Origin of the sequence: Peribacillus alkalitolerans (assembly GCF_010882125.1) — a bacterium.
Classification (GTDB): Bacteria; Bacillota; Bacilli; order Bacillales; family DSM-1321; genus Bacillus_BN; species Bacillus_BN alkalitolerans.
Window position 1 is genome coordinate 247,206 of record NZ_JAAGVZ010000004.1, and the last position, 22,177, is coordinate 269,382.

The 22,177-nt window shown below is 40.5% G+C and carries 23 protein-coding genes, 2 rRNA genes and 1 riboswitch; of the genes, 4 read left to right on the forward strand and 21 right to left on the reverse strand.

What is annotated here, in order from left to right; all coding sequences use genetic code 11:
- Positions 1-3: 3 nt before the first annotated feature.
- The 16 genes from purD to G3O09_RS07370 all read right to left on the reverse strand — a co-directional run bounded on the left by purD (position 4) and on the right by G3O09_RS07370 (position 17,555).
- Positions 4-1,275, reverse strand: a complete 1,272-nt coding sequence (purD, locus tag G3O09_RS07295) for a phosphoribosylamine--glycine ligase (protein ID WP_163100831.1) — start codon at positions 1,273-1,275, stop codon at positions 4-6.
- A 112-nt stretch (positions 1,276-1,387) separates the two neighbouring features.
- Positions 1,388-2,923, reverse strand: coding sequence for a bifunctional phosphoribosylaminoimidazolecarboxamide formyltransferase/IMP cyclohydrolase (gene purH / locus G3O09_RS07300; RefSeq protein ID WP_163100832.1), 1,536 nt, complete (start codon positions 2,921-2,923; stop codon positions 1,388-1,390).
- Between the two features lie 11 nt (positions 2,924-2,934).
- A complete protein-coding gene (purN, locus tag G3O09_RS07305) occupies positions 2,935-3,519 on the reverse strand; it encodes a phosphoribosylglycinamide formyltransferase (protein WP_163100833.1) in 585 nt (194 codons plus the stop codon).
- Between the two features lie 37 nt (positions 3,520-3,556).
- A complete protein-coding gene (gene purM, locus G3O09_RS07310; RefSeq protein ID WP_163100834.1) occupies positions 3,557-4,585 on the reverse strand; it encodes a phosphoribosylformylglycinamidine cyclo-ligase in 1,029 nt (342 codons plus the stop codon).
- Positions 4,586-4,746: 161 nt separating this feature from the next.
- A complete protein-coding gene (gene purF, locus G3O09_RS07315) occupies positions 4,747-6,159 on the reverse strand; it encodes an amidophosphoribosyltransferase (protein WP_163100835.1) in 1,413 nt (470 codons plus the stop codon).
- Positions 6,144-8,366, reverse strand: a complete 2,223-nt coding sequence (purL, locus tag G3O09_RS07320; RefSeq protein WP_163100836.1) for a phosphoribosylformylglycinamidine synthase subunit PurL — start codon at positions 8,364-8,366, stop codon at positions 6,144-6,146. Before purL ends, purF begins: the two co-directional genes overlap by 16 nt.
- A complete protein-coding gene (gene purQ / locus G3O09_RS07325) occupies positions 8,350-9,036 on the reverse strand; it encodes a phosphoribosylformylglycinamidine synthase subunit PurQ (protein WP_163100837.1) in 687 nt (228 codons plus the stop codon). Before purQ ends, purL begins: the two co-directional genes overlap by 17 nt.
- Positions 9,033-9,287, reverse strand: coding sequence for a phosphoribosylformylglycinamidine synthase subunit PurS (purS, locus tag G3O09_RS07330; RefSeq protein WP_163100838.1), 255 nt, complete (start codon positions 9,285-9,287; stop codon positions 9,033-9,035). Before purS ends, purQ begins: the two co-directional genes overlap by 4 nt.
- Positions 9,280-9,999, reverse strand: coding sequence for a phosphoribosylaminoimidazolesuccinocarboxamide synthase (gene purC, locus G3O09_RS07335; RefSeq protein ID WP_163100839.1), 720 nt, complete (start codon positions 9,997-9,999; stop codon positions 9,280-9,282). Before purC ends, purS begins: the two co-directional genes overlap by 8 nt.
- A gap of 100 nt (positions 10,000-10,099) precedes the next feature.
- Entirely contained in the window at positions 10,100-11,392 is a 1,293-nt protein-coding gene (gene purB, locus G3O09_RS07340) for an adenylosuccinate lyase (RefSeq protein WP_163100840.1), read from the reverse strand.
- A gap of 27 nt (positions 11,393-11,419) precedes the next feature.
- Complete coding sequence (gene purK / locus G3O09_RS07345) at positions 11,420-12,547, reverse strand: 5-(carboxyamino)imidazole ribonucleotide synthase (RefSeq protein WP_163100841.1); 1,128 nt, start codon at positions 12,545-12,547, stop codon at positions 11,420-11,422.
- The gene (purE, locus tag G3O09_RS07350; protein WP_163100842.1) at positions 12,531-13,019 is read right to left on the reverse strand and encodes a 5-(carboxyamino)imidazole ribonucleotide mutase; all 489 of its coding nucleotides are present in this window, start codon (positions 13,017-13,019) and stop codon (positions 12,531-12,533) included. Before purE ends, purK begins: the two co-directional genes overlap by 17 nt.
- A 155-nt stretch (positions 13,020-13,174) precedes the next feature.
- A riboswitch (purine riboswitch) is annotated at positions 13,175-13,277 on the reverse strand.
- Positions 13,278-13,354: 77 nt separating this feature from the next.
- Positions 13,355-13,555 (reverse strand): NETI motif-containing protein, encoded by a 201-nt coding sequence (locus G3O09_RS07355; protein ID WP_163100843.1) that lies wholly within the window; start codon positions 13,553-13,555, stop codon positions 13,355-13,357.
- A 464-nt stretch (positions 13,556-14,019) separates the two neighbouring features.
- Entirely contained in the window at positions 14,020-15,879 is a 1,860-nt protein-coding gene (locus tag G3O09_RS07360; protein WP_163100844.1) for a PTS fructose transporter subunit IIABC, read from the reverse strand.
- Between the two features lie 15 nt (positions 15,880-15,894).
- Positions 15,895-16,806 carry a 1-phosphofructokinase gene (gene pfkB, locus G3O09_RS07365; RefSeq protein WP_163100845.1) on the reverse strand — a complete coding sequence of 304 codons (912 nt, stop codon included), beginning with the start codon at positions 16,804-16,806 and terminating at the stop codon, positions 15,895-15,897.
- Positions 16,803-17,555, reverse strand: a complete 753-nt coding sequence (locus G3O09_RS07370) for a DeoR/GlpR family DNA-binding transcription regulator (protein WP_163100846.1) — start codon at positions 17,553-17,555, stop codon at positions 16,803-16,805. Before G3O09_RS07370 ends, pfkB begins: the two co-directional genes overlap by 4 nt.
- A gap of 192 nt (positions 17,556-17,747) precedes the next feature.
- On the opposite strand from G3O09_RS07370, the gene G3O09_RS07375 reads away from it, so the two are divergent.
- From G3O09_RS07375 to G3O09_RS07390, 4 genes are read left to right on the forward strand one after another with little or no spacing between them, the layout of a single operon-like run.
- Positions 17,748-17,927 carry a hypothetical protein gene (locus G3O09_RS07375; protein WP_163100847.1) on the forward strand — a complete coding sequence of 60 codons (180 nt, stop codon included), beginning with the start codon at positions 17,748-17,750 and terminating at the stop codon, positions 17,925-17,927.
- Positions 17,924-18,445 carry a Type 1 glutamine amidotransferase-like domain-containing protein gene (locus tag G3O09_RS07380; RefSeq protein ID WP_163100868.1) on the forward strand — a complete coding sequence of 174 codons (522 nt, stop codon included), beginning with the start codon at positions 17,924-17,926 and terminating at the stop codon, positions 18,443-18,445. Before G3O09_RS07375 ends, G3O09_RS07380 begins: the two co-directional genes overlap by 4 nt.
- A 13-nt stretch (positions 18,446-18,458) precedes the next feature.
- Entirely contained in the window at positions 18,459-18,905 is a 447-nt protein-coding gene (locus G3O09_RS07385) for an SRPBCC family protein (protein ID WP_163100849.1), read from the forward strand.
- 1 nt (position 18,906) lies between these two features.
- Positions 18,907-19,080, forward strand: a complete 174-nt coding sequence (locus G3O09_RS07390) for a hypothetical protein (protein WP_205439624.1) — start codon at positions 18,907-18,909, stop codon at positions 19,078-19,080.
- 48 nt (positions 19,081-19,128) lie between these two features.
- Here the strand turns inward: G3O09_RS07390 and G3O09_RS07395 are convergent, their stop codons facing one another.
- The 5 genes from G3O09_RS07395 to G3O09_RS07415 all read right to left on the reverse strand — a co-directional run.
- Complete coding sequence (locus tag G3O09_RS07395; protein ID WP_205439625.1) at positions 19,129-19,911, reverse strand: ABC transporter permease; 783 nt, start codon at positions 19,909-19,911, stop codon at positions 19,129-19,131.
- Positions 19,912-19,917: 6 nt separating this feature from the next.
- Positions 19,918-20,721 (reverse strand): ABC transporter permease, encoded by an 804-nt coding sequence (locus G3O09_RS07400; protein WP_163100850.1) that lies wholly within the window; start codon positions 20,719-20,721, stop codon positions 19,918-19,920.
- A complete protein-coding gene (locus tag G3O09_RS07405; RefSeq protein WP_338048405.1) occupies positions 20,718-21,695 on the reverse strand; it encodes an ABC transporter ATP-binding protein in 978 nt (325 codons plus the stop codon). Before G3O09_RS07405 ends, G3O09_RS07400 begins: the two co-directional genes overlap by 4 nt.
- Positions 21,696-21,893: 198 nt before the next feature.
- Positions 21,894-22,009 (reverse strand): 5S ribosomal RNA (rrf, locus tag G3O09_RS07410).
- A 76-nt stretch (positions 22,010-22,085) separates the two neighbouring features.
- Positions 22,086-22,177 (reverse strand): 23S ribosomal RNA (locus tag G3O09_RS07415); the annotation flags it as partial.

A 22,177-nucleotide genomic window follows, 5' to 3' on the forward strand; every position in this document is an offset into this window, starting at 1 on the left:
ACTTTATTTCTTAATAGCTTGTAGTGCTCTGTAGCCTATGTCTTTACGATAGAATAAGTTTTCACATTGAATGTGGTGTACTGAAGAGTATGCCATTTTTTGTGCTTGATATAAATCACTGGCCAATGCTGATACGACCAAAACACGTCCACCATTTGTTATCCACTGACCATCATCATTCTTTGATGTTCCAGCATGATACACATGTACATCCGAAGAAACATGATCCAGCTGTGATATTACCGCTCCGTTTTCGTATTTCTCTGGATAGCCATTTGATGAAAGTACGACACATAAAGCCGCTTCTTCATGCCATTCAATATTAATATCTTCGTTAGCAAGAACCCCTTGGATGACCGTAACAAAGTCTGTTTTCAGGCGAGGTAACACAACCTCTGTTTCTGGATCGCCGAAACGAGCATTGAATTCAATCACTTTAGGTCCGTTTTTAGTTGCTATCAAACCTGCATAAAGGACACCCGTAAAATGGCGATTCTCCGTTACCATTGCTTTGGCAGTGGGAACTAGAATCGTTTCAACAGCTGTATCGACTAATTGTTGAGAGATTTGAGGAACAGGCGAATAAGCACCCATGCCACCTGTATTCGGACCTAAGTCCCCGTCAAACGCTCTTTTATGGTCTTGAGCGATAACCATTGGATACACTTTTTCACCATTTACAAATGCCATTAAGGAAAATTCTTCACCCTCAAGAAATTCTTCAATGACAACCTGTGACGATGCATTTCCAAACTTTTCATTAACCATCATGTCATGAATCGCAGCAAGAGCCTCTTCTTCCGTCATAGCGACAACAACACCTTTTCCTGCTGCTAGTCCATCCGCTTTAATGACAATTGGTGCTCCCATTCTTTCAATGTAAGCCTTGGCATCTTCATATGATTCAAACTTACCGTAATCGGCGGTCGGTATGTTGTAGTTGTTCATAAGGTCCTTCGCAAATCCTTTGCTGCCTTCTATGATCGCCGCTTCCTGTTTTGGCCCAAATGCAGTAAGGCCAGCTTTATCAAAATCATCGACAAGTCCATTCAATAAAGGGACTTCTGGACCGACAAATGTTAGCTCGATTTTGTGTTCCTTAGCAAAGGCGATAAGGTCCTCGTGCTGAGTTTCCTGAATTGATACTAATTCAGCCACATCTTCCATACCAGGATTTCCAGGAGCCACAAATATCTTCTCCACTTGTTCGCTCTCCTTAAACTTACGTGCGATCGCATGCTCACGACCACCTCTACCAATCACTAACACATTCATCCCGTCACCTCATATTTAGGGAATGGGTCTGACCCCATTCCTTTATTTAATTCTCTTGTAGGAGTTAGGTTTTTACCTTTAATTCAGTTTGTGGAAGAGGATCTGAATCCAATTAGTGCTTGAAGTGGCGTATGCCTGTGAAGACCATAGTAATACCGTGTTCATCGGCTTTTTTGATGGAGTCTTCATCACGTACCGATCCGCCTGGCTGAATGATTGCAGTGATGCCAGCTTTAGCTGCTGCTTCGACAGTATCATCCATTGGGAAGAATGCATCTGAAGCCATTGCAGCACCCGTCGCCTTTTCGCCTGCTTGATCAAGTGCAATGCGCGCTGCCCCAACTCGGTTCATCTGTCCAGCACCTACGCCTAATGTCATGTTCTCATCAGTTACTACAATGGCATTGGACTTCACATGTTTGACAACTTTCCACCCTAGCTTCATTGCAGCCCATTCCTGTTCTGTCGGCTGACGTTTTGTCGGAACCGTTACATTTGCATCCTCTAAAGAAAACCCGTCCATATCCTGAACTAATAGGCCGCCCTCAATGCTTGTCAGTTTTTTCTCCACCTTTTGAATACCATCAAAAGATACCGTTAATAAACGGATGTTTTTCTTACCAGTTAAAATTTGAATGGCTTCCTCAGAAAACGATGGAGCAATCACGATTTCAAGGAAAATCTCATGCAGTTTCTCCGCTGTTTTACCATCCACTTCACGATTCAATGCTACTATCCCACCGAAAATCGATGTAGGATCTGCTTCATAAGCTTTTTGGAACGCCTCTCCAATTGTCTCGCCAGTTCCTACTCCACATGGATTCATATGCTTTACTGCAACCGCTGCTGGCTGATCAAATTCTTTTACAATTTGAAGAGCTGCATCAGCATCATTAATATTATTATAGGAAAGCTCTTTTCCATGAAGCTGCTCTGCTTGGGCTACAGAGAATAATGATCCGAGTGGCTTTTTATAGAAAGCTGCTTTCTGATGAGGGTTTTCTCCATATCGAAGTGATTGCTTCAATTCATAGGTTACTGTCATGCTCTCAGGGTTCTCTTCCCCAGAAAGTTGTGTCATATACTCCGCTATTACAGCGTCATAAGAGGCTGTATGACGAAATACCTTTGCTGCAAGTCTTCTTCTTGTTTCTTTCGTCGTCTCTCCATCTGCTTTAAGCTCAGAAAGTACGATTTCATAGTCTGCAGGATCGACTACAACTGTAATATATTCATGATTCTTTGCAGATGAACGCAGCATTGTTGGGCCACCAATATCGATGTTCTCAATCGCATCTTCAACCGTCACATCAGGCTTTTCAATCGTCTTTTGAAATGGATATAAGTTCACGCATACTACATCGATAGGCTGAATATTATGTTCGTTCAATTGAACCTGATGAGAATCGTCATCACGTCTTGCTAACAATGCACCATGTACATTCGGATGCAAAGTTTTTACCCTGCCGTCTAATATCTCTGGAAATCCTGTAACATCGCTAATTCCAATCACTTCTAATCCTGCTTCTTGAAGTGCTTTTTTCGTACCACCTGTGGATATAATGTCAAAACCAGCCTCTTTAAGTCCTTTTGCGAATTCGACAATACCGGTTTTATCTGAAACGCTGATGAGCGCACGTTTTGCCATAATAGTTCCCCCTAGTAGTTAGTTATCTTTAAACTTTCAAATAGTTCTTGTAACACATTTGGATAAAGCTTATGTTCAGTTTCTTGAATACGAGCCTGAAGACTAACACGGTCATCACCTTTTAATACACTAACAGCACTTTGGGCTATGATTGGCCCTGTGTCCATTCCTTCATCCACATAATGAACAGTCACGCCAGTAACTTTCACTCCAGCTTCGAATGCTTGGCCGATTGCGTCTTTTCCAGGAAAAGCAGGCAATAGGGATGGATGAATGTTCACGATTCGACTTTGGAAAGTATTTAAAAGGACAGACCCTAGTAATCTCATATAACCAGCAAGCACTATGAATTCAACCTGATGCTCATTTAGAGCCTTAAGAATGACTTCTTCATATGCGGTTTTAGTCTCATATTCCTTTGGATCAAAAACGAGAACCGGAATACCCTCGCGATATGCTCTATCAATGACAAGGGCATTCCGTTTATCGCAAACAAGCAAACTAACCTCTGCATGTAATGATCCACTACGAGTTGCGTCTACTATACTTTTAAAATTGCTTCCGCTCCCGGAGGCAAAAATTGCAATCTTTATCATGGGGTACCTCCACCAAGGAGTTCTATTTAAACAATGATTATTTCACAAACGATACGCCGCTACCTTCAACTGTTTTACCAATGATATATGCCTTTTCACCTGAATTTTCAAGGTGATCCAACACAGCTTTTGCATCTTCACTATTAACTGCAAGGACCATACCAATACCCATGTTGAAGATATTGTACATTTCATTTGAGACTAAGTTTCCTTTTTCTTGTAACAGCTTGAAAATAGGTTTGATATCCCAAGATCCTTCAATAATTTCAGCACCAATTCCCTCTGGTAACATACGAGGAACGTTCTCAATAAAGCCTCCACCAGTAATATGAGACATACCTTTGACAGTATAGTTTTTCATGGCAGACAATAGAGGCTTCACATAAATTCTTGTAGGTCGAAGCAATTCTTCTCCTAGCACACAACCGAGGCTGTCGACATGCTCATAAAGGCTCATGCCCGATTGCTGTAATAGAACCTTCCGAACAAGAGAATATCCATTACTATGGATTCCATTTGAAGCTAGACCAATTAGTACATCTCCTGCTTTAATATTCTCTCCTGTTACGAGCTTGGACTTTTCACAAGCACCAACCGCAAATCCTGCCAAATCATATTCGTCTTCCTCATACATACCTGGCATCTCGGCAGTCTCTCCACCAATCAGAGCCGCACCAGCTTGTTGACAACCTTCTGCTACACCTTTTACAATCATTTCGATCCGCTCAGGTTGTGCCTTCCCACAAGCGATGTAATCCAAGAAATACAATGGTTCAGCACCTTGGACGACAATGTCATTCACACACATAGCCACACAATCGATACCGATCGTTTCATGCTGATCCATTAAAAAGGCAAGCATAAGCTTTGTCCCTACTCCATCCGTTCCTGAAACAAGGACTGGCTCTTTTAATCCCAGAGTAGATAAATCAAACATCCCACCGAACCCACCTAAACCGCTCAGTACACCAGGACGCATCGTTTTATTAACATGTTTCTTCATTCTGGAGACAGCTTCATAACCTGCTTCAATGTCGACCCCAGCTTGCTTATATGCGTTAGCCATCAAGAATTCCTCCTGTGATCTTCGTAAATATTGAAATTACCGTACGAATTTACTTCATTAAAAAGGGGTACCCTTCCCCCAATCACACGTCCCATATAGAATCATTTCTGATTATTCCTATATATCCTGGCAAACGTACGGTTGGCTTCGGGTAACCCACATTAACATTTTTGAAAAGGCTGCAATGCACTTTCATAGATTTCTGTTGGATATTTACCAGTAAAGCAAGCTAGGCACTGTCCACGAGTTTCATCATCAAAAGGGCGCCCGATTGCATCGACCATTCCCTCGACACTTAAGAATGTTAGGGAGTCCGCCCCAATCAATTCTCTGATTTCTTCTACAGAAAGTTTTGATGCAATTAATTCTTCACTTGTAGACGTATCGATTCCATAGAAACATGGATTTTTGATAGGAGGGGAGCTAATCACCACATGGACTTCCTTCGCTCCAGCTTCCTTTAACATCTTGACGATACGTTTGCTTGTCGTTCCTCTTACAATCGAATCATCCACCATGACGACGCGTTTTCCTTCAACCACTCCACGGACTGGTGAAAGCTTCATCTTCACACCTTGTTCACGTAAAGATTGAGAGGGTTGGATAAACGTACGGCCAACATAGCGATTTTTGATTAATCCCATTTCATATGGAATACCAGAAGCTTCCGCATATCCGATAGCAACCGAAATACTAGAATCAGGAACACCGGTTACAACGTCAGCATCAATAAGCTTTTCCATCGCAAGGCGTTTCCCTAGGTTCTTACGGGCTGTATGAACGTTGATCCCATCGACATTGCTATCAGGTCGAGAAAAATAAACATATTCCATCGTACACATAGAACGAGTATTTGAATGAGCAAATCTCTCTGATTTAACTCCTTCATCTGAAATAATAAGAAGCTCTCCCGGTTCTACATCACGAATGAATTTTGCTCCGACAATATCAAGAGCACATGTTTCAGACGCGACTACATAACCATCACCTAATTGACCAAGGGATAACGGACGTAAGCCATTTGGATCTAAAGCAACCAACATTTCGGACTCCGTCATGATAAGGAATGCATAGGCTCCTTTAAGCATGCTCAACGCATTTTTCACTCTTTCCTTCAAATCGCTGAAGCCTCCACGACGGATTAAGTGAGCAAGAACTTCTGTGTCTGAAGTGGTTTGAAAAATACTTCCTTGCGCTTCTAGCTGTGCTTTTAGTTGAGTGGCATTTACTATATTTCCGTTATGTGCCAATGCCATACTTCCAGTTTGGAAGTTGAACAGAAGGGGCTGGACGTTTTCATATCCGCCGCCTCCTGCAGTTGCATATCGTACGTGTCCAATTGCCGACTTTCCTGAAAGGTCCTTCATCTTATCAGATGTGAATACCTCAGTCACAAGACCCTCGCCTTTGACACCACGAAGCTCTTCACCACTTGTCAGGACCATTCCTGCTCCTTCTTGGCCCCTATGTTGAAGGCTATGAAGACCGTAATACGTAATTTGGGCTGCGTCTGGGTGACCCCACACACCAAAAACACCACATTCTTCGTTTAGGCCTTTTATTTCAGCAAGCATGGGATAGCTCCTCTCCAAGCAGTCTCTAATTCTACCACGCTAGTATCAATTAATACTTTCCCATCAGTGTTCTCAATGTGAAGGATTGGTGAGTTCGTTACTTCTCCTAAGAAAATTGCATCCTCAACGGCTTCTTCAAATGCTTGTTTATTTTCATTTTTGATAGATATTAAGAATCTTGATTGCGTTTCGCTAAATAGTGCAGAAACTTCATTGCCTGAAAGAACTACACTTGCTCCAAGTCCTTTTCCTTTAAATAAAGATTCTGCTATTGCAACCGATAATCCGCCTTCAGCAACATCATGTGCTGATGCTACCAAACCATTTTGAATGGCTTGTAAAATTTGTGACTGGCGTTTTGCTTCCACTTCAAGATCAAGGTGTGGAGCCTTGCCAAAAATAGTACCTTCAGTCATTTTTTGAAGCTCACTACCTCCGAAGTCAGTTCCAGCTTCTCCGATGACATAGACTAAATCCCCTGCTTCTTTAAAGCTTTGAGTCGTAATATGGTTAACATCATGGATTAGACCTACCATTCCCACTACAGGTGTTGGGTAGACCGCTACACCATTAGTTTCATTGTAAAGCGATACGTTTCCACCGATTACAGGTGTTCCTAATGTACGGCAAGCATCGCTCATTCCGTCCGTTGCCTTTTCTATCTGCCAGAAGATCTCTGGTTTTTCAGGATTTCCGAAGTTTAAGCAGTCTGTAATTGCCAATGGCTCTGCACCAGAACAAATCACGTTACGAGCTGCTTCCGCCACCGCGATTTTTCCACCTGTTTCAGGATCTAAATATAAGTAGCGTGAATTACAATCAGTAGTCATCGCTAAAGCTTTATTCGTTTCTCTGATACGAACTACTGCTGCGTCAGATCCAGGTGCAACGACTGTACTAGTACGTACCATGTAATCGTACTGGTCATATACCCATTCCTTGCTCGCAATCGTTGGTTGAGATAAAAGACCTTTTAAAGTAGCTTCATTGTCTGTAATTTCTGGAACATATTGCTCCATTGCTTGGAAGTCACGGTAATACTGTGGCTCTGCTGAAGGTTTATGATACACAGGTGCATCCTCCGCCAAAGCATCTACCGGTAAATCTGCAACTACTTCACCGTTATGAAGTAAACGTAGCTTTTTATCATCCGTTACTCTACCGATCGATACGGCTTCTAAGTCATATTTTGAGAAAAGGTCAACGATTTCTTGCTCGCGTCCTTTTGTAACAACAATCAGCATGCGCTCCTGCGATTCAGAAAGCATCATTTCATAAGCTGTCATGCCCGTTTCACGTTGGGGCACTAAATCTAAGTTCATTTCGATCCCTGATCCAGCTTTACTTGCCATTTCTGCTGAGGAGCTTGTTAAACCAGCAGCACCCATGTCTTGGATTCCTACAAGGGCATCAGACTGAATCAATTCCAAGCAAGCTTCCAAAAGTAACTTTTCCATGAATGGATCGCCGACTTGTACAGCAGGGCGTTTTTCATCCGAAGCATCTGTCAATTCTTCAGAAGCGAAAGTTGCACCATGGATTCCATCGCGGCCTGTTTTAGCACCTACGTACATAACAGTATTTCCGACACCATGTGCTTGACCCTTTTTAATGTCCTCATGGTTGATCAATCCAACACACATTGCATTGACAAGTGGATTACCAGAGTAAGGAGCATCGAATTGAACTTCTCCACCAACAGTAGGAATCCCAATACAGTTTCCATATCCAGCGATACCAGCTACAACTTCCTTAAATAAATATTTCACACGCTCATCGTCAAGCTCACCAAATCGAAGGGAGTTCAAAAGAGCAATAGGGCGAGCACCCATGGAGAATACGTCACGGATGATTCCACCTACCCCAGTCGCTGCTCCTTGATACGGTTCAATGGCTGATGGGTGGTTATGGGATTCAATCTTGAACACAACCGCTTGATTGTCACCGATATCGACAATACCAGCACCTTCTCCTGGTCCTTGAAGAACCTTTTCACCTGTTACTGGGAACTTGCGAAGGACTGGCTTAGAATTTTTATAAGAGCAATGCTCAGACCACATAACAGAGAACAAGCCTGTTTCTGTGTAGTTAGGAGTACGACCTAAAATTTTCTCTACCATCGCGAACTCTTCATCGGATAGTCCCATTTCTGCGTAAATTCTATCTGTTTTAATCATTTCCGGACTTGGCTCAAGCATTAACGACATGTGCTTCCCTCCAATATTTCACGATCGATTGAAATAATTTAATTCCATCCTTGCTTCCTAACAATTCTTCAACAGCACGCTCTGGATGCGGCATCATTCCTAAAACATTTCCTTGCTTATTTGTAATACCAGCAATATCTACTAAACTACCATTTGGATTTTCACCATGATATGTGAAAGCAATCTGCTTGTTTGCTTTTAGTTCTTCTAAAGTCTGCTCATCGCAATAGTAATTTCCTTCTCCATGTGCGATAGGGACTGTGATCACTTCCCCCTGCTCATAGCCTGCTGTAAACATTGTTTCGTTGTTTTCAACTTTTAGTTCTACATTGCGGCACATAAATTTTAATCCTTGATTTCTTCTCATTGCTCCTGGAAGTAAACCTGCTTCTAGTAAGATTTGGAATCCGTTACATACGCCAAGTACAGGCTTACCAGCTTCTGCTGCCTTTACTACTTCCTTCATTACATTAGAAAAACGAGCGATTGCACCAGAACGAAGGTAGTCACCATAAGAGAATCCACCAGGTAAAAGGATTCCATCATATTGATCAAGGTTACCTTCTGTATGCCAGACATAATCTACTTCTTCTCCTAAACCATCCTTGATGGCATGATACATATCTACATCACAGTTCGAGCCTGGGAAAACAATGACTGCAAATTTCACTGAGCCACGACCTCCTCGACCTCATAACGGTAATCCTCGATAACCGTGTTAACTAATAATTTCTCACAAATTTCCTTAACTGCAGCATCAACATCTTTTACGGAATCTTCTAAAGTAAGCTCCATGTATTTTCCGATACGAACATCTTTTACTTCCGTGAACGAAAGGCTGTGTAAAGAACCTTTCACTGCTGTTCCTTGAGGATCTAATACGCTTTCTCTTAACGTTACAAATACCTTCACTTTATACATGTAATTTGCCTCCAAGTCGAGTTAAAATTTGTTCGTAAGCTTCAGTTAAACTGCCTAGGTCTCTACGAAATACATCTTTATCAAGCTTTTCATTCGTTTCCATATCCCATAGCCTGCAAGTGTCAGGTGAGATTTCATCAGCTAATAAAATTTCGCCATCGATTGTTTTACCAAACTCAAGTTTAAAATCCACTAGCCTTACTCCGCACTCTTCGAAAAATTGAGTTAACACTGTATTGATAGCTAGAGCTTTTTCCTGTAATTGATTCTGCTCTTCTTCTGTAACAATTTCTAGTTCCTCAATATGTGCATTTGTTAAAAGTGGATCACCTAAATTATCATCCTTGTAATAAAACTCAACCATTGGCTTGTTAAGCTTCGTGCCCTCTACCATTCCTAAACGTTTTGAAAGGCTGCCTGCTGCCAAGTTCCTTACTACTACTTCTAAAGGTATAATGTTCACTTTCTTTACCAGCTGCTCTTTTTCCGAAAGCTTTTCGATAAAGTGGGAAGGGATGCCTGCTTGCTCTAGCTTTGAAAATAGTAAACTAGTAATCTCATTATTCAGTACACCTTTTCCGTTTATGTTCGCCTTTTTCTCTCCATTAAAGGCTGTTGCTGAATCCTTGTATTCAACCCATACAACGTTTTCATCATTCGTAGTATAAATTCGTTTTGCCTTTCCTTCATAAAGCAATTCACGCTTTTCCATGAGGCAACCTCCAAAAATAAGAATAGTATGAAAATTATAGGTGATAAAGAGGTATTGGGATTCTTGCCCCTTATCGGATAAGGGACAAGAATCTGCTATTTTATAGGCCTAGACGATCAAAGATCCCGTCTACTGCTTTTAAATGATAGTTATAATCGAAGCAATCATCGATTTCTTCTTTAGATAACAAGCTTGTAATCTTCTCGTCTTCCTCGATTAATTGACGGAAAGGAACTTGTTTGTCCCAAGCTTCCATTGCCTTCGGTTGAACTGTATCGTACGCTTCTTCACGTACAAGACCTTTGTCAATCAAAGCAAGTAGAACACGTTGAGAGTAGATTAATCCAAGCGTACGATCCATGTTGCGCTTCATATTTTCAGGGAATACCGTCAAATTCTTCACGATATTTCCGAAGCGGTTCAGCATATAGTTTAATGCGATTGTCGCATCTGGTAAGATAATTCGTTCTGCAGAAGAATGAGAGATATCTCTTTCATGCCATAATGCTACATTCTCATATGCCGTCATCATGTATCCACGAATGACACGGGCCATTCCCGTCATGTTCTCAGAACCGATTGGATTACGTTTATGAGGCATTGCAGAAGATCCTTTTTGACCTTTGGCAAAAAACTCTTCCACTTCACGTGTCTCACTCTTTTGTAATCCACGAATCTCGACCGCAAACTTCTCAATGCTTGTCGCAACAAGAGCAATCGTGCTCATATAGTGTGCATGGCGATCACGTTGCAATGTTTGAGTAGAGATAGGTGCAGCTTGGATTCCAAGTTTCTCACACACATAATGTTCAACAAACGGATCGATGTTGGCATATGTACCAACTGCTCCAGAAATTTTTCCAAACTCTACAGTTCGTCTAGCTTCTTTGAAACGCTCTAGGTTACGCTTCATTTCTTCGTACCATAGCGCCATTTTTAATCCGAAAGTTGTTGGCTCAGCATGAACTCCATGTGTACGACCCATCATAACCGTGTGTTTATGCTCTTGAGCCTTCACTTTTAAGATTTCTACGAAGTTTTCGATATCTCTTTGAAGGATCTCATTTGCTTGTTTAATCATATAAGAAAGAGCTGTATCTACCACGTCAGTGGAAGTAAGACCGTAATGGACCCACTTGCGCTCTTCTCCTAAAGTTTCAGAGACAGCACGTGTGAATGCTACCACATCATGACGTGTTTCTACTTCAATTTCGTTGATTCGATCAATGTTGAAAGAAGCATTTTCACGAAGTAGTTTTACATCTTCCTTTGGGATTGCCCCTAGTTCCGCCCAAGCTTCACAAGCAAGAATTTCTACCTCTAACCAAGCATTAAAGCGATTTTCTTCTGTCCAAATCGCACCCATTTCTGGTCGAGTGTAACGTTCAATCATGTTTTGTTCCTCCGGTTCTTTAAGTAGTTACCAAATTCCACTTTCACGCACTTCCATCATGGCTGTTTCTACATTTTCACGCATCAAGTTCACGTGGCCCATCTTTCGCTTTTCCTTTGCTTCAGCTTTACCGTAAAGATGGATTTTCCAATCTGGTAACGTTGGTATTTTGTTCAATAGTGTATCCAAATGCTCACCAAGAATGTTTGTCATGATGACAGGCCTCATTAAATCTGTTCTTCCTAGCTGCCAATTGCAAACCGCTCTTACATGTTGTTCAAATTGAGACGTTTCACATGCTTCCATCGTATAATGCCCTGAATTATGAGGTCTTGGAGCCAACTCATTGATGATGATGCTGTCATCTTCTTTCAGGAACATTTCCACTGCAAGCGTCCCAATCAGGTTCATGGAGCCTGCAAGCTGCAGTGCAATCTTACGGGCCATTTCTTCTGCTTCAAGTGAAATCCGTGCCGGTACAATGGATTGGTGCAAAATATTGTCTTTATGGATGTTTTCGGCAACTGGGAATACCGCTGTTTCACCGTTTTCATTCCGTGAAACAATGACGGATATCTCCTTTACAAAAGGCACCCAAGACTCTAGGACACAAACACCCTGTACTAGCAACTCCTTAGCCTTTTCTATATCGCCAAAATCACGGATGACCAATTGGCCTTTCCCATCATAACCACCTCTAGCTGTCTTTAACACACTTGGATAGCCGAGCTTTTCTATAGTATCATAAATTTCGCTAACGTCAGTGATGACAGCATAAGGTGCGACAATCGCTCCGGCTTTTTCAATTTCCTGCTTTTCTCTAATCCGATTTTGGGTTATTTTTAATAGTTCTGACCCTTGTGGAACATAGCAGTTCGTTTGTAACCACTCCAAAGCAACAGCATCCACATTTTCAAATTCAAAGGTAATGACATCGCTTGCATCTGCAAGCAATCGCAGACCTTCCAGGTCGTTATAAGCAGCCGTTATTTCAATATCTGCAACTTGACCACATGGACAATTCGGAGTTGGATCTAATACAGCAATTTTGAATCCCGCTGCCTTAGCAGCAAGTGCCATCATTCTTCCCAGTTGTCCACCGCCGACGATTCCAATGGTTTGCCCAGGTAAAATTGTCTTATTTAAGCTGTTCATTACTCTCCAGCACCTTTTCTTTCGTTTCTTGTCTCAATTCATTCAGCCTACTTGCTAATTCATCGTCTTGGATGGATAAAATCTGTCCTGCTAATAATCCAGCATTCGTGGCTCCTGCTCTTCCAATGGCTACGGTTGCCACAGGAACTCCTCCAGGCATTTGGACGATAGAGAGAAGCGAATCCATTCCTTGAAGTGCTTTCGTTTGGACAGGGACTCCGATGACTGGAAGCGTCGTCTTAGAGGCTACCATGCCTGGCAGATGGGCTGCACCCCCTGCACCAGCAACAATGACCTTAATTCCACGTTCCCTTGCACTATCTGCATACTCAAACATCAAATCTGGAGTTCTATGGGCAGAAACAACTCTCTTTTCGTACGGAATCTCCAATTGATCAAGCACCTCACATGCATGCTTCATTGTTTCCCAATCCGATATGCTTCCCATGATGACACCGACTAGAGGTCTCATTTTCGTCCCCTCCTGAAAATAGGATTCTATTAATTTTTTTCTAATTATTTAAAAGCCATTAAAAAACCGGATGATCCACTTTTCTAAAAAGAGAAAGTAGACCATCCGGTTTGGAAAAGAGGTCATCATACGAAACGGACCTCTATCAAGACCAAATCGTTCATACTTCCTCTCATAGTCCGTTCATTTTACGGTAAACGGGTAGAAACTTATGGGCCATATCCCCAAGATTATATGAGAGAACGCTTTGTATAGTTGTATCATACCAATCATATCGAGTTACGTCAATCAATTTTCGAACATTATACAACAAAAACAATATTAACGTTCGTATTTTACTCAATTTTCCTGCCTTCAAACACAATTTTTCTGAAAATTGGCTCAAATCCTGTCTGATTTCCTTCTTTCACTTCCTGGAAAATCGGCTTTTCAATTCTTTTGACAGGCATATACCCTTCATTTCTCATTCGGTCTAAGCAGGCATCAATCGTCTCATCCTGCCCTACCTCGAAAGTTTTTTTTGTAGGTTGTTTCATGATAACCTCCTGCAAGAGAAGTATGTAAAAAATAGCATAAGTTTTTATTGTTAAGGCACTTTTCGTATGGATTGTATTATTAGACTAGAAAGTTTGTCCGTTGATTGTAGCTCCAGGCATTTGCTTTCCGCTGGGAAGGATGGGAGCCTCCTCGGCGTTACCTCCTGTGGTGTCTCCCACTTTTCTCTTTTTTCCGCAGGACATTGGATAAGCTTCCTCGATTAAACACCGCACGAAGGAAATGCGAATGCATTTTCGAGGAGCAAGTGTTCTCCGCTACAATCACCTCAGATAATTAAAGTTAAATTTCACTAAAAAGCAACAAACATTACTAAAACAGTCATTCCTAAAAACGGAAGTACATGTTCCGAAACTAATTGTTTAAGTTCCGCCTCTAAAAATAAAAAACCACCTGTAATCAAACATTGTACAGGTGGTTAAGAAAGTTATCAACTTGAAGAATATTAATTTTGAACAGGCTTTTTCCAGATTCCCACGATTGTTGCTGTTACTATGGCACCTATGAGAATTGCCAATCCGTACATAATTGGATTTTGAACAGCCCAAAGTACGAAAATACCTCCGTGTGGAGCTTGTAAGGTACATCCAAATAATAAAGCTAGGCCACCAGCTAACCCTGATCCAACAACGGAAGCAACTATAACACGAATTGGATCTGCTGCCGCAAATGGTATAGCTCCTTCAGTTATAAAGGATGCCCCCATTATATAATTAGTTTTTCCAGCTTCTCTCTCAGCTTTAGTAAATTTTGATTTGAAAATAGTCGTAGCAAGCGCTAATCCTAGTGGAGGAACCATTCCCCCTGCCATTACGGCTGCTTGAGGACCGAAGTTTCCTGCATCAATCATAGCAATACCAAACGTAAAGGCAGCTTTATTAATTGGGCCACCCATATCGACTGCCATCATACCACCAAGAATTAGACCAAGGATGACAATGTTAGCACCACTAAAACCGTTTAACCACACAGTTAACCCATCCATGATGAACTTCACTGGAGTATTGACAACAAAAATCATAGCAACACCCACAATGAGAATCCCAAAGAATGGATAGAGTAGCACAGGTTTGATTCCTTCTAACGATTGTGGAAGGCGCTCGAATAGCTTCTTTAATCCTAATACAACATAACCAGCCAAGAAGCCGGCGATTAAGCCCCCTAAGAAACCTGCACCTCCAGTGGCAGCCAGTAATCCACCAACCATACCTGGTGCAAAGGCAGGACGATCACCAATTCCCATTGCAATGAACCCTGCTAGAACAGGGACCATTAAAAAGAATGCATTGGCTCCACCGATTTTATTCAATGTCTCAGCAAAAGGGCCCTCTGCATTGATTCCACCGAATAAAAAGGATAGGGCAATTAGCAATCCACCCCCGACAACAAACGGAAGCATATTTGAGATTCCATTCATTAGAGGTTTGTAAAAGTAAGAACCCTTCCCTGCCGATTCTACTTCCACATCCTTAATGGACCCTCTACTAGATACCTTGTATACAGGCGCTTCCTGATTTAATGCTTTCTCAAGTAACGTTTGAGGTTTACGTATTCCATCTGCCACTGGAACCTGTAACACATGCTTACCAGCAAAACGTTCCATTTCCACCTGCTTATCCGCTGCTACAATAATAGCTGTGGCTTTCTCGATGTCTTCAGCTGTTAAAGCATTTTTGACTCCTGTTGATCCGTTGGTCTCCACCTTCAAGGCAATCCCAAGCTCTGCCGCTTTAGCCTTTAGAGAATCTGCCGCCATATACGTATGGGCAATCCCTGTTGGACAAGCTGTCACTGCTAATACATATTGTTCAGTTGCAGACAGGTCTTCTTCAGGTGCAGGGCCATCCTCTTCTATTTCTCTTTCTTCAATAATGCTAAGTAGCTCATCCGCTGATTTCGACTCCAAAAGTCTTTTTCGGAAATTAGGATCCATTAAGAATGATGAAAGTTTAGATAGGGTCTCCAAATGAGTTTGGTTTGCGCCTTCACTTGCCGCGATCATGAACACTAGATGTGCTGGCATTCCATCCAGAGATTCAAAGTCTACTCCATCATCCGACTTCGCAAAACAAAGTGCAGGTACTTTAACTGCCGCTGTTTTTGCATGTGGAATAGCAATACCTTCCCCGATACCTGTTGTACTTTGAGATTCTCTTTTTAAAATCGCCTCTTTAAATTGCTCTGCTGAATTTAATCGACCTGCCGACTCTAATTTATTAATCATTTCATTTAAGACCGCTTCCTTTGTGGAAGCCTCTAGATTCATTATGATTGTATCTCTTTTTAGCAAATCTGTTATTCTCATATTTTTCCCTCCCTATTAAACTTCTGTTATCCTTACTTGTTCAAGTAAAGAATCTATCTTTTCCTTCGTGCACAGGTCACTGCTGAATGCCGTTGCGCTACCAGAGGCAACACCGAATTGGAAGCTTTTTATGATGTCGTCCGTTTCCGAAAAAGTACCGGTAAAACCAGCCACTAGAGAATCACCTGCACCAACTGAATTCACAACTTCCCCGTTTGGCACAGTTGCTTTGTACACTTTATTTTTTGTAATTAAAAGTGCCCCTTCACCAGCCATCGAAACAATCACATTTTGAGCTCCCATTTCCACCACTTTTCTTCCATAAAACACAATATCTTGGAGAGAGGATATGCTTACATTGAAAAGTTCGGCTAATTCATGATGATTGGGTTTCACCATAAATGGACGGTGCTTCAATGCTTCTTCTAAAACCTTCCCCCTAGCATCCACAACGACCTTGATTCCTTTCTTTCCGTAAACTCCTGTCCAAAAAGCGTAAAGCTGTTCAGGTAAAGTAGAAGGTACACTACCAGCAAGTACAAGGTAATCCCCCTCTCTCATCTCATCCAGTTTCTGTTGAAGAGTATCAAGGGAGTTAGGAGAAATAATTGGTCCGTTTCCATTAATTTCAGTCTCCTGTAAAGCTTTTAACTTAATGTTGATACGAGTATCACCTTCTACAGTTACAAAATCTGTGTCGATTCCCTCGGAGATTAGAGCTTCTTTAATGAAGCTCCCTGTAAACCCACCAAGAAAACCTAATGCTTTCGTAGGAACACCGATACGGTTTAATACTCTTGAAACATTAATCCCTTTACCGCCAGGATACTTAGCTTCTCTTTCCATTCGGTTCACCGTATTTATTTTGAAATCCTCAACTTCGACTATATAATCGATTGAAGGATTTAAGGTAACTGTATATATCATGATGTCACTACCTCTATGCTTGTTTTTTGGCCATAGGATTTAGCGATGTGAGAATCTAATCCGATAGTAATGACACTAGCCTGTTCTATATCTGCCACTTTCGCAAAGTATGTTTCATTGAACTTGCTATAATCCGCTAAAACAAAAGCTTTCTCGGCCATATCAATTGCCAACTGTTTTATTTGTGCTTCTTCAGGGTCAGGAGTCGTAAACCCATTCTTGATATCTATCCCATTCATTCCGAGAAAGCACTTATCAAATCGATATTGCTTGATACTGTGAATGGCTGAGGCACCAACCATTGCTTTTGTATTCGCTTTCATCCTTCCACCTAACAAATAAGCTGGGATTTCTGAATTCACAAGGGTATCTATATGCATTAAACCATTGGTAACGATTACAATTTTCTTCTGAAGTAAATATGGAAGCATTTCTGAAACCGTACTTCCGGCATCTAGATAAATACAATCTCCATCACGGACTAGACTGGCAGCCCATTTACCTATTTCTTTTTTAGCCTGACTATTCTTTGAACTTTTATCTAATAAGTTAGGTTCATCAATTTTAGAGTAAGGTACAGTCGCTCCTCCATGGATTCGTTTCAATAATCCTCTTTGCTCCAAGTATGCAAGATCCCTACGAATGGTTGATTCAGAAGAACTCGTACTTTGTACAAGTTTCTGCAAATCAACAACACCTGAATCTGTTAATAGATCAAGGATGATCTGGTGACGTTCTGCAGTTAACAAATCCCTTCACTCCTTTAATTGACGTATCCATAGTATAACTAGATAATCGCCCAAAATCAATCAAATACAATCAAAATCAATCATGGTATTTTTGGAAAAACCATCATATCCAATCAAATTCAATCATATTCAACATTTTTATCAAAATCGTTGTAATATTATGTGAATAATGAATTAATAGTGGGTGAAAACATGGAAAAACTATTTTTATATAGCGACCAAATCATCCAAGAGAATAGACGCATAGATGAAAGACTTATTTCTGCCTTACCAAAGGGACAATCATCCAAAATTGGATATATTCCTGCTACAGGCGATCCAGACAAAACTTCTTCCGGAAACAAATTTCTTATTACCAACAATATGGAATGAATGATTTTTATTTTTTTGACTTAGAAAATAAGTTCCTCCCATCCCAAGTGGATGAGCTTTTATCATGCGATGCCATCCATTTATCTGGAGGCAATCCCATTTATCTTAGGAATAATCTTGTTAAACATAATTTCTTCCTAACTTTACAGAAATATGTCTTAGATGGGGGGATATTAATAGGAGTAAGTGGAGGAGCTGTCCAATTTGGCCATAATGCTGGTTTATTTCAGTTATTCGTAAGCAATATGGAAAAAACTCTGCAAAACCTTCCAGAATTACAGACACTTTCGATTGTACCTTTTGAATTTCTTCCACACTTCAACAGATGGAATCAAGATTTTATAGACCAAGTGTTACTTTATTCGAAGATTACTGGAGCCTCCATTCTAGCTTGTAATGATGGAGATGGTATTATTATAGAATCTAATAATTTGGGAATAATAGGAGATGTGAAATGGATTAAAGATGGTGAAATTAAAACACCTGAATTAAATGGCTTAGAGATTATCCATCTATAAGGAGTGAAAAACAATGGCGGCTTTTTCAGATACAATAACAATTCATAAACCTATTGATGAAGTATTTAGTTTTTCTACTAATATGGAGAACTCCAATAAAATCATGCCTAATGTAAAACAAACGGTAAAGATCACAGATGGTCCCATCACTGTAGGCACTCAATTTAAGGAAACGAGAGTAATAAGGGGCAGGGATGCTGAAGCCGTAATTGAAATTATTAAATATATACCAAATCAGGCTTACTCCGTTAAAAACGTCACTCAAGGCATGGAAGTGATTTACCACTATCAGTTCAATAAAGTCGTTGAAGGTACAAAGATAGATTTTCAGTGTGAAGTAAATGCATCTGGCATCATGATGAAATTAATAAAACCCCTATTCATCAAAATCCTAAAAAAAGAAGATGGAGATCACCTACATCACTTGAAGAAGGCGGTTGAAAGTGTAAAGGACCAATAACATGAAACTACAAACCTTTCAATTAGAGTCTTTTGATGAAACGGATATCCCTCAATTGATTAGCCTATCAGATTCAATTGGATGGGATTATGATCAACATGAAATTCGTACAATCCTTTCATCGGGACGGATATTTGGTCATATTAATTACAGGCATTTGGATAAATTTTTATGAGATAAATAAGAGCAAGAATACCTCAGTGGGTTATTCTTGCTCTCTCTTTTATGATCCCGTTGATCGATAATGTCTTACTCCAATTTGCCATACAAAAAGACAAGGAAGGATGAAAAGGCATCCCATAACAGGTGTTAGCATATAAAGAAACTCATTCCCGTCAATTTTCCCGAGTATATATTTGAGAGGTAAGTAGTTCACTGTACCGAAAGGAATCACATATGTAAAAAATTTCGTGACCCATTTCTGATAAATATTTAACGGATACTGAGCCATTTCCCTTCCACCATCCGTAAAAATATTAGCTACTTCTAACCCTTGAACCGTCCAAAAACACATGGTGGCTGCAAGTATATAGATTCCCACAAAAATCAATACTCCACTGATAATCATGAAACAAAGAGTTATAGCTTTCATGGCATCCCAATCTATTGAAAGATTGAATAATGCCCAAACTAATACTGAAAAACTTTGAAGAAAGCGACCAATCCTTGTAAATTCGAACTTTGACCCTAATACTTGAATAACAGTACTCCGAGGTCTCACTAGAAGTCGATCAAACTCCCCATTCACAACAAGACTGGAAAAAGCATCAAAGCCCCGGGCAAAACATTCACTAACAGAGAATGCAATATGAATAACCGCAAAACAAAGTGCTACCTCAAAGAACTCCCATCCTTTTATCTGACCAAATCGTTCGAACATAAAGTAAAGTCCCGCAAACACAGCAAATGGAATGAAAAATTGGCCAAAAGATAATAGAAAAAAAGATGTTCGATACTGCATTTGGGATTTTAATAAAATGAGCAAATATTTAAAGTATAGACGCAAACGCTGTCACCCCCCTTGAACGACTACTCTTCGTAAAGCTTTGTTTAGTGCCAATTTCCCAAGCCAAATAAGGACGAATAGCCATGTTAGTTGTATCAGTAACCCTATGAGAGCTTCATTCTGCGGAATATGCCCAGAGTAAACCCTAAATGGAAAGTCTGCAGTATATCGAAATGGCAATACATAAGCAATGCTCTTGAGCCATTCCGGCATAAGAGGGATAGGAATAATTAATCCAGCGAAAAATTCACCTATTACACCAATTACTAAAGTTGAACCTACTGGTGACATCGTGATAAAAACAGATATATAAATGAACATAGAAATTGCAACCACAAGAAATAATCCTAAAATTAATGTTAGAAGAAATAAAATGCCTGTTGTCATACTAGACGGGAGAGTCATTCGATAAGGTTCTGGCAAAAAGAAAGCGACTATTAGTATGGGGAAGCAGCGAAGTAATGCACTTGATAAACGCTGGGCTAGCAACTTTACATACCAGAAGCCATAAATCTCACATGGCCTACAAAGCTCATATGCAATATTCCCAGTTGTTATGAGATTAAATATTTCGTTATCTCGGAACCATAGCATGATAAAAGTTAAAAAAGCTTGCTGCAGCCATAGGTAAATAATGAGTTCTTTTAATGAAATAGGTGGGTTAACCGTAGAATTCTCGAAGAAAGCCTGAAAAATCATGATAAACATGAATCCCCAAAAAAATTGTGTAGCCACACCTGCCAATGCAGCTGCCCTGTACTGCATACCATTTAGCAAACGTAACTTCAATACGGAGTAATATAAACTCATATTTGATACTCCTTATAAAGTTGTACAATAATGTCTTCAATGGGACGAGCTTCAATCGCTACATCAATAAGATCAAGCATTATAGATAACTGGGTTATCACTTCTGATGTTAGCACCCTCTCTGTATCGACACTTAATACTGCTCTTTCTGGTGACCACGAGATTATAGAAGTACCCGGTATTTGAAAAGGGTTCAAATTTTCTTGGTAATCGACCGTGATTGTTTTTACCGTCCCAAATCGGTTACGTAACTCCCCTAAGTTACCATCATAAAGCAATCTTCCTTTTCCTATTAAGATTACCCTTTCAGCCAATGCTTCTATATCACTCATATCATGAGTTGTAAGAATAATGGTAACTCCTCTTTCTTGATTAATCCTTTTGATAAACTGACGAACTGCAATTTTAGATACGGCATCAAGTCCAATTGTAGGCTCATCCAAGAATAAAATTTGGGGACTATGTAGAAGGGAAGCAGCAATTTCACAACGCATGCGTTGACCTAAACTTAATTGACGTACTGGAGAATTCAATAACTCTTTCAGTTCGAGTGCGTCCACCAGCATATTGAGATTATTTTCATATTCGTTCTGTGGTACTTTATAAATATCTCGTAAAAGTTCAAATGAATCGATGACAGGTACGTCCCACCAAAGCTGTGAGCGCTGTCCAAAAACCACTCCAATATTTTTCACATATTGTACTCTATCTTGCCATGGAGTAAAGCCCATGATGCTACAGCTTCCACTGTCAGGCACTAAAATGCCACTCATCACTTTAATAGTAGTCGATTTCCCGGCCCCATTCGGACCAATATATCCGACAATTTCACCTGGTTCAATTGAAAAAGTGATATCTTTTAGTGCAGGAATTATCGTATGCTCCCGATAAAAAAGCGCCTTAGCTGCTTGCCTTAAACCAGAAGCACGCTTAGCGATCTTATAAGACTTGCTAATCCCTTCTAACTTAATCACATATTCCCCTCCTAACATTTTTTGTCACAGAGGAAAATATTAACACCCTATAAAATGTAAGTCAATTGTTTTCTGAATATTATTGAAAGGATTTTTGTATTTAAATGAAGACCTGTCTCTTCATAATCATTAACCTCCCGGTTATTTAAAAAAGAACAAACAAAAAAGACCAGCTCTTCAGCTGATCCTCTTCTCATTGCCTGGCAACGTCCTACTCTCACAGGGGGAAACCCCCAACTACCATCGGCGCTGAAGAGCTTAACTTCCGTGTTCGGAATGGGAACGGGTGTGACCTCTTCGCCATCATTACCAGACATATAAAGGTGAAAGAATTATTCTTTCAAAACTAGATAACAATAAGGTTTTTTGCAACACATGAGTAAATAAATTGTGGTTAAGTCCTCGATCTATTAGTATCTGTCAGCTCCACGTGTCGCCACGCTTCCACCTCAGACCTATCAACCTGATCATCTTTCAGGGAT

What these genes read in the sequence shown, in the direction of transcription:
- purE (WP_163100842.1), bottom strand. Translation starts at nt 13,019, where the DNA reads ATGAGACCTCTAGTCGGTGTCATCATGGGAAGCATATCGGATTGGGAA.
- G3O09_RS07375 (WP_163100847.1), top strand. Translation starts at nt 17,748, where the DNA reads ATGGAAAAACTATTTTTATATAGCGACCAAATCATCCAAGAGAATAGA.
- G3O09_RS07360 (WP_163100844.1), bottom strand. Translation starts at nt 15,879, where the DNA reads ATGAGAATAACAGATTTGCTAAAAAGAGATACAATCATAATGAATCTA.
- G3O09_RS07355 (WP_163100843.1), bottom strand. Translation starts at nt 13,555, where the DNA reads ATGAAACAACCTACAAAAAAAACTTTCGAGGTAGGGCAGGATGAGACG.
- purM (WP_163100834.1), bottom strand. Translation starts at nt 4,585, where the DNA reads ATGGCTAACGCATATAAGCAAGCTGGGGTCGACATTGAAGCAGGTTAT.
- purF (WP_163100835.1), bottom strand. Translation starts at nt 6,159, where the DNA reads ATGCTTGCTGAAATAAAAGGCCTAAACGAAGAATGTGGTGTTTTTGGT.
- purK (WP_163100841.1), bottom strand. Translation starts at nt 12,547, where the DNA reads ATGAACAGCTTAAATAAGACAATTTTACCTGGGCAAACCATTGGAATC.
- purH (WP_163100832.1), bottom strand. Translation starts at nt 2,923, where the DNA reads ATGGCAAAACGTGCGCTCATCAGCGTTTCAGATAAAACCGGTATTGTC.
- purB (WP_163100840.1), bottom strand. Translation starts at nt 11,392, where the DNA reads ATGATTGAACGTTACACTCGACCAGAAATGGGTGCGATTTGGACAGAA.
- purS (WP_163100838.1), bottom strand. Translation starts at nt 9,287, where the DNA reads ATGTATAAAGTGAAGGTATTTGTAACGTTAAGAGAAAGCGTATTAGAT.
- purC (WP_163100839.1), bottom strand. Translation starts at nt 9,999, where the DNA reads ATGGAAAAGCGTGAATTGCTTTATGAAGGAAAGGCAAAACGAATTTAT.
- purN (WP_163100833.1), bottom strand. Translation starts at nt 3,519, where the DNA reads ATGATAAAGATTGCAATTTTTGCCTCCGGGAGCGGAAGCAATTTTAAA.
- G3O09_RS07390 (WP_205439624.1), top strand. Translation starts at nt 18,907, where the DNA reads ATGAAACTACAAACCTTTCAATTAGAGTCTTTTGATGAAACGGATATC.
- purD (WP_163100831.1), bottom strand. Translation starts at nt 1,275, where the DNA reads ATGAATGTGTTAGTGATTGGTAGAGGTGGTCGTGAGCATGCGATCGCA.
- G3O09_RS07400 (WP_163100850.1), bottom strand. Translation starts at nt 20,721, where the DNA reads ATGAGTTTATATTACTCCGTATTGAAGTTACGTTTGCTAAATGGTATG.
- G3O09_RS07380 (WP_163100868.1), top strand. Translation starts at nt 17,924, where the DNA reads ATGAATGATTTTTATTTTTTTGACTTAGAAAATAAGTTCCTCCCATCC.
- pfkB (WP_163100845.1), bottom strand. Translation starts at nt 16,806, where the DNA reads ATGATATATACAGTTACCTTAAATCCTTCAATCGATTATATAGTCGAA.
- purL (WP_163100836.1), bottom strand. Translation starts at nt 8,366, where the DNA reads ATGTCGTTAATGCTTGAGCCAAGTCCGGAAATGATTAAAACAGATAGA.
- G3O09_RS07385 (WP_163100849.1), top strand. Translation starts at nt 18,459, where the DNA reads ATGGCGGCTTTTTCAGATACAATAACAATTCATAAACCTATTGATGAA.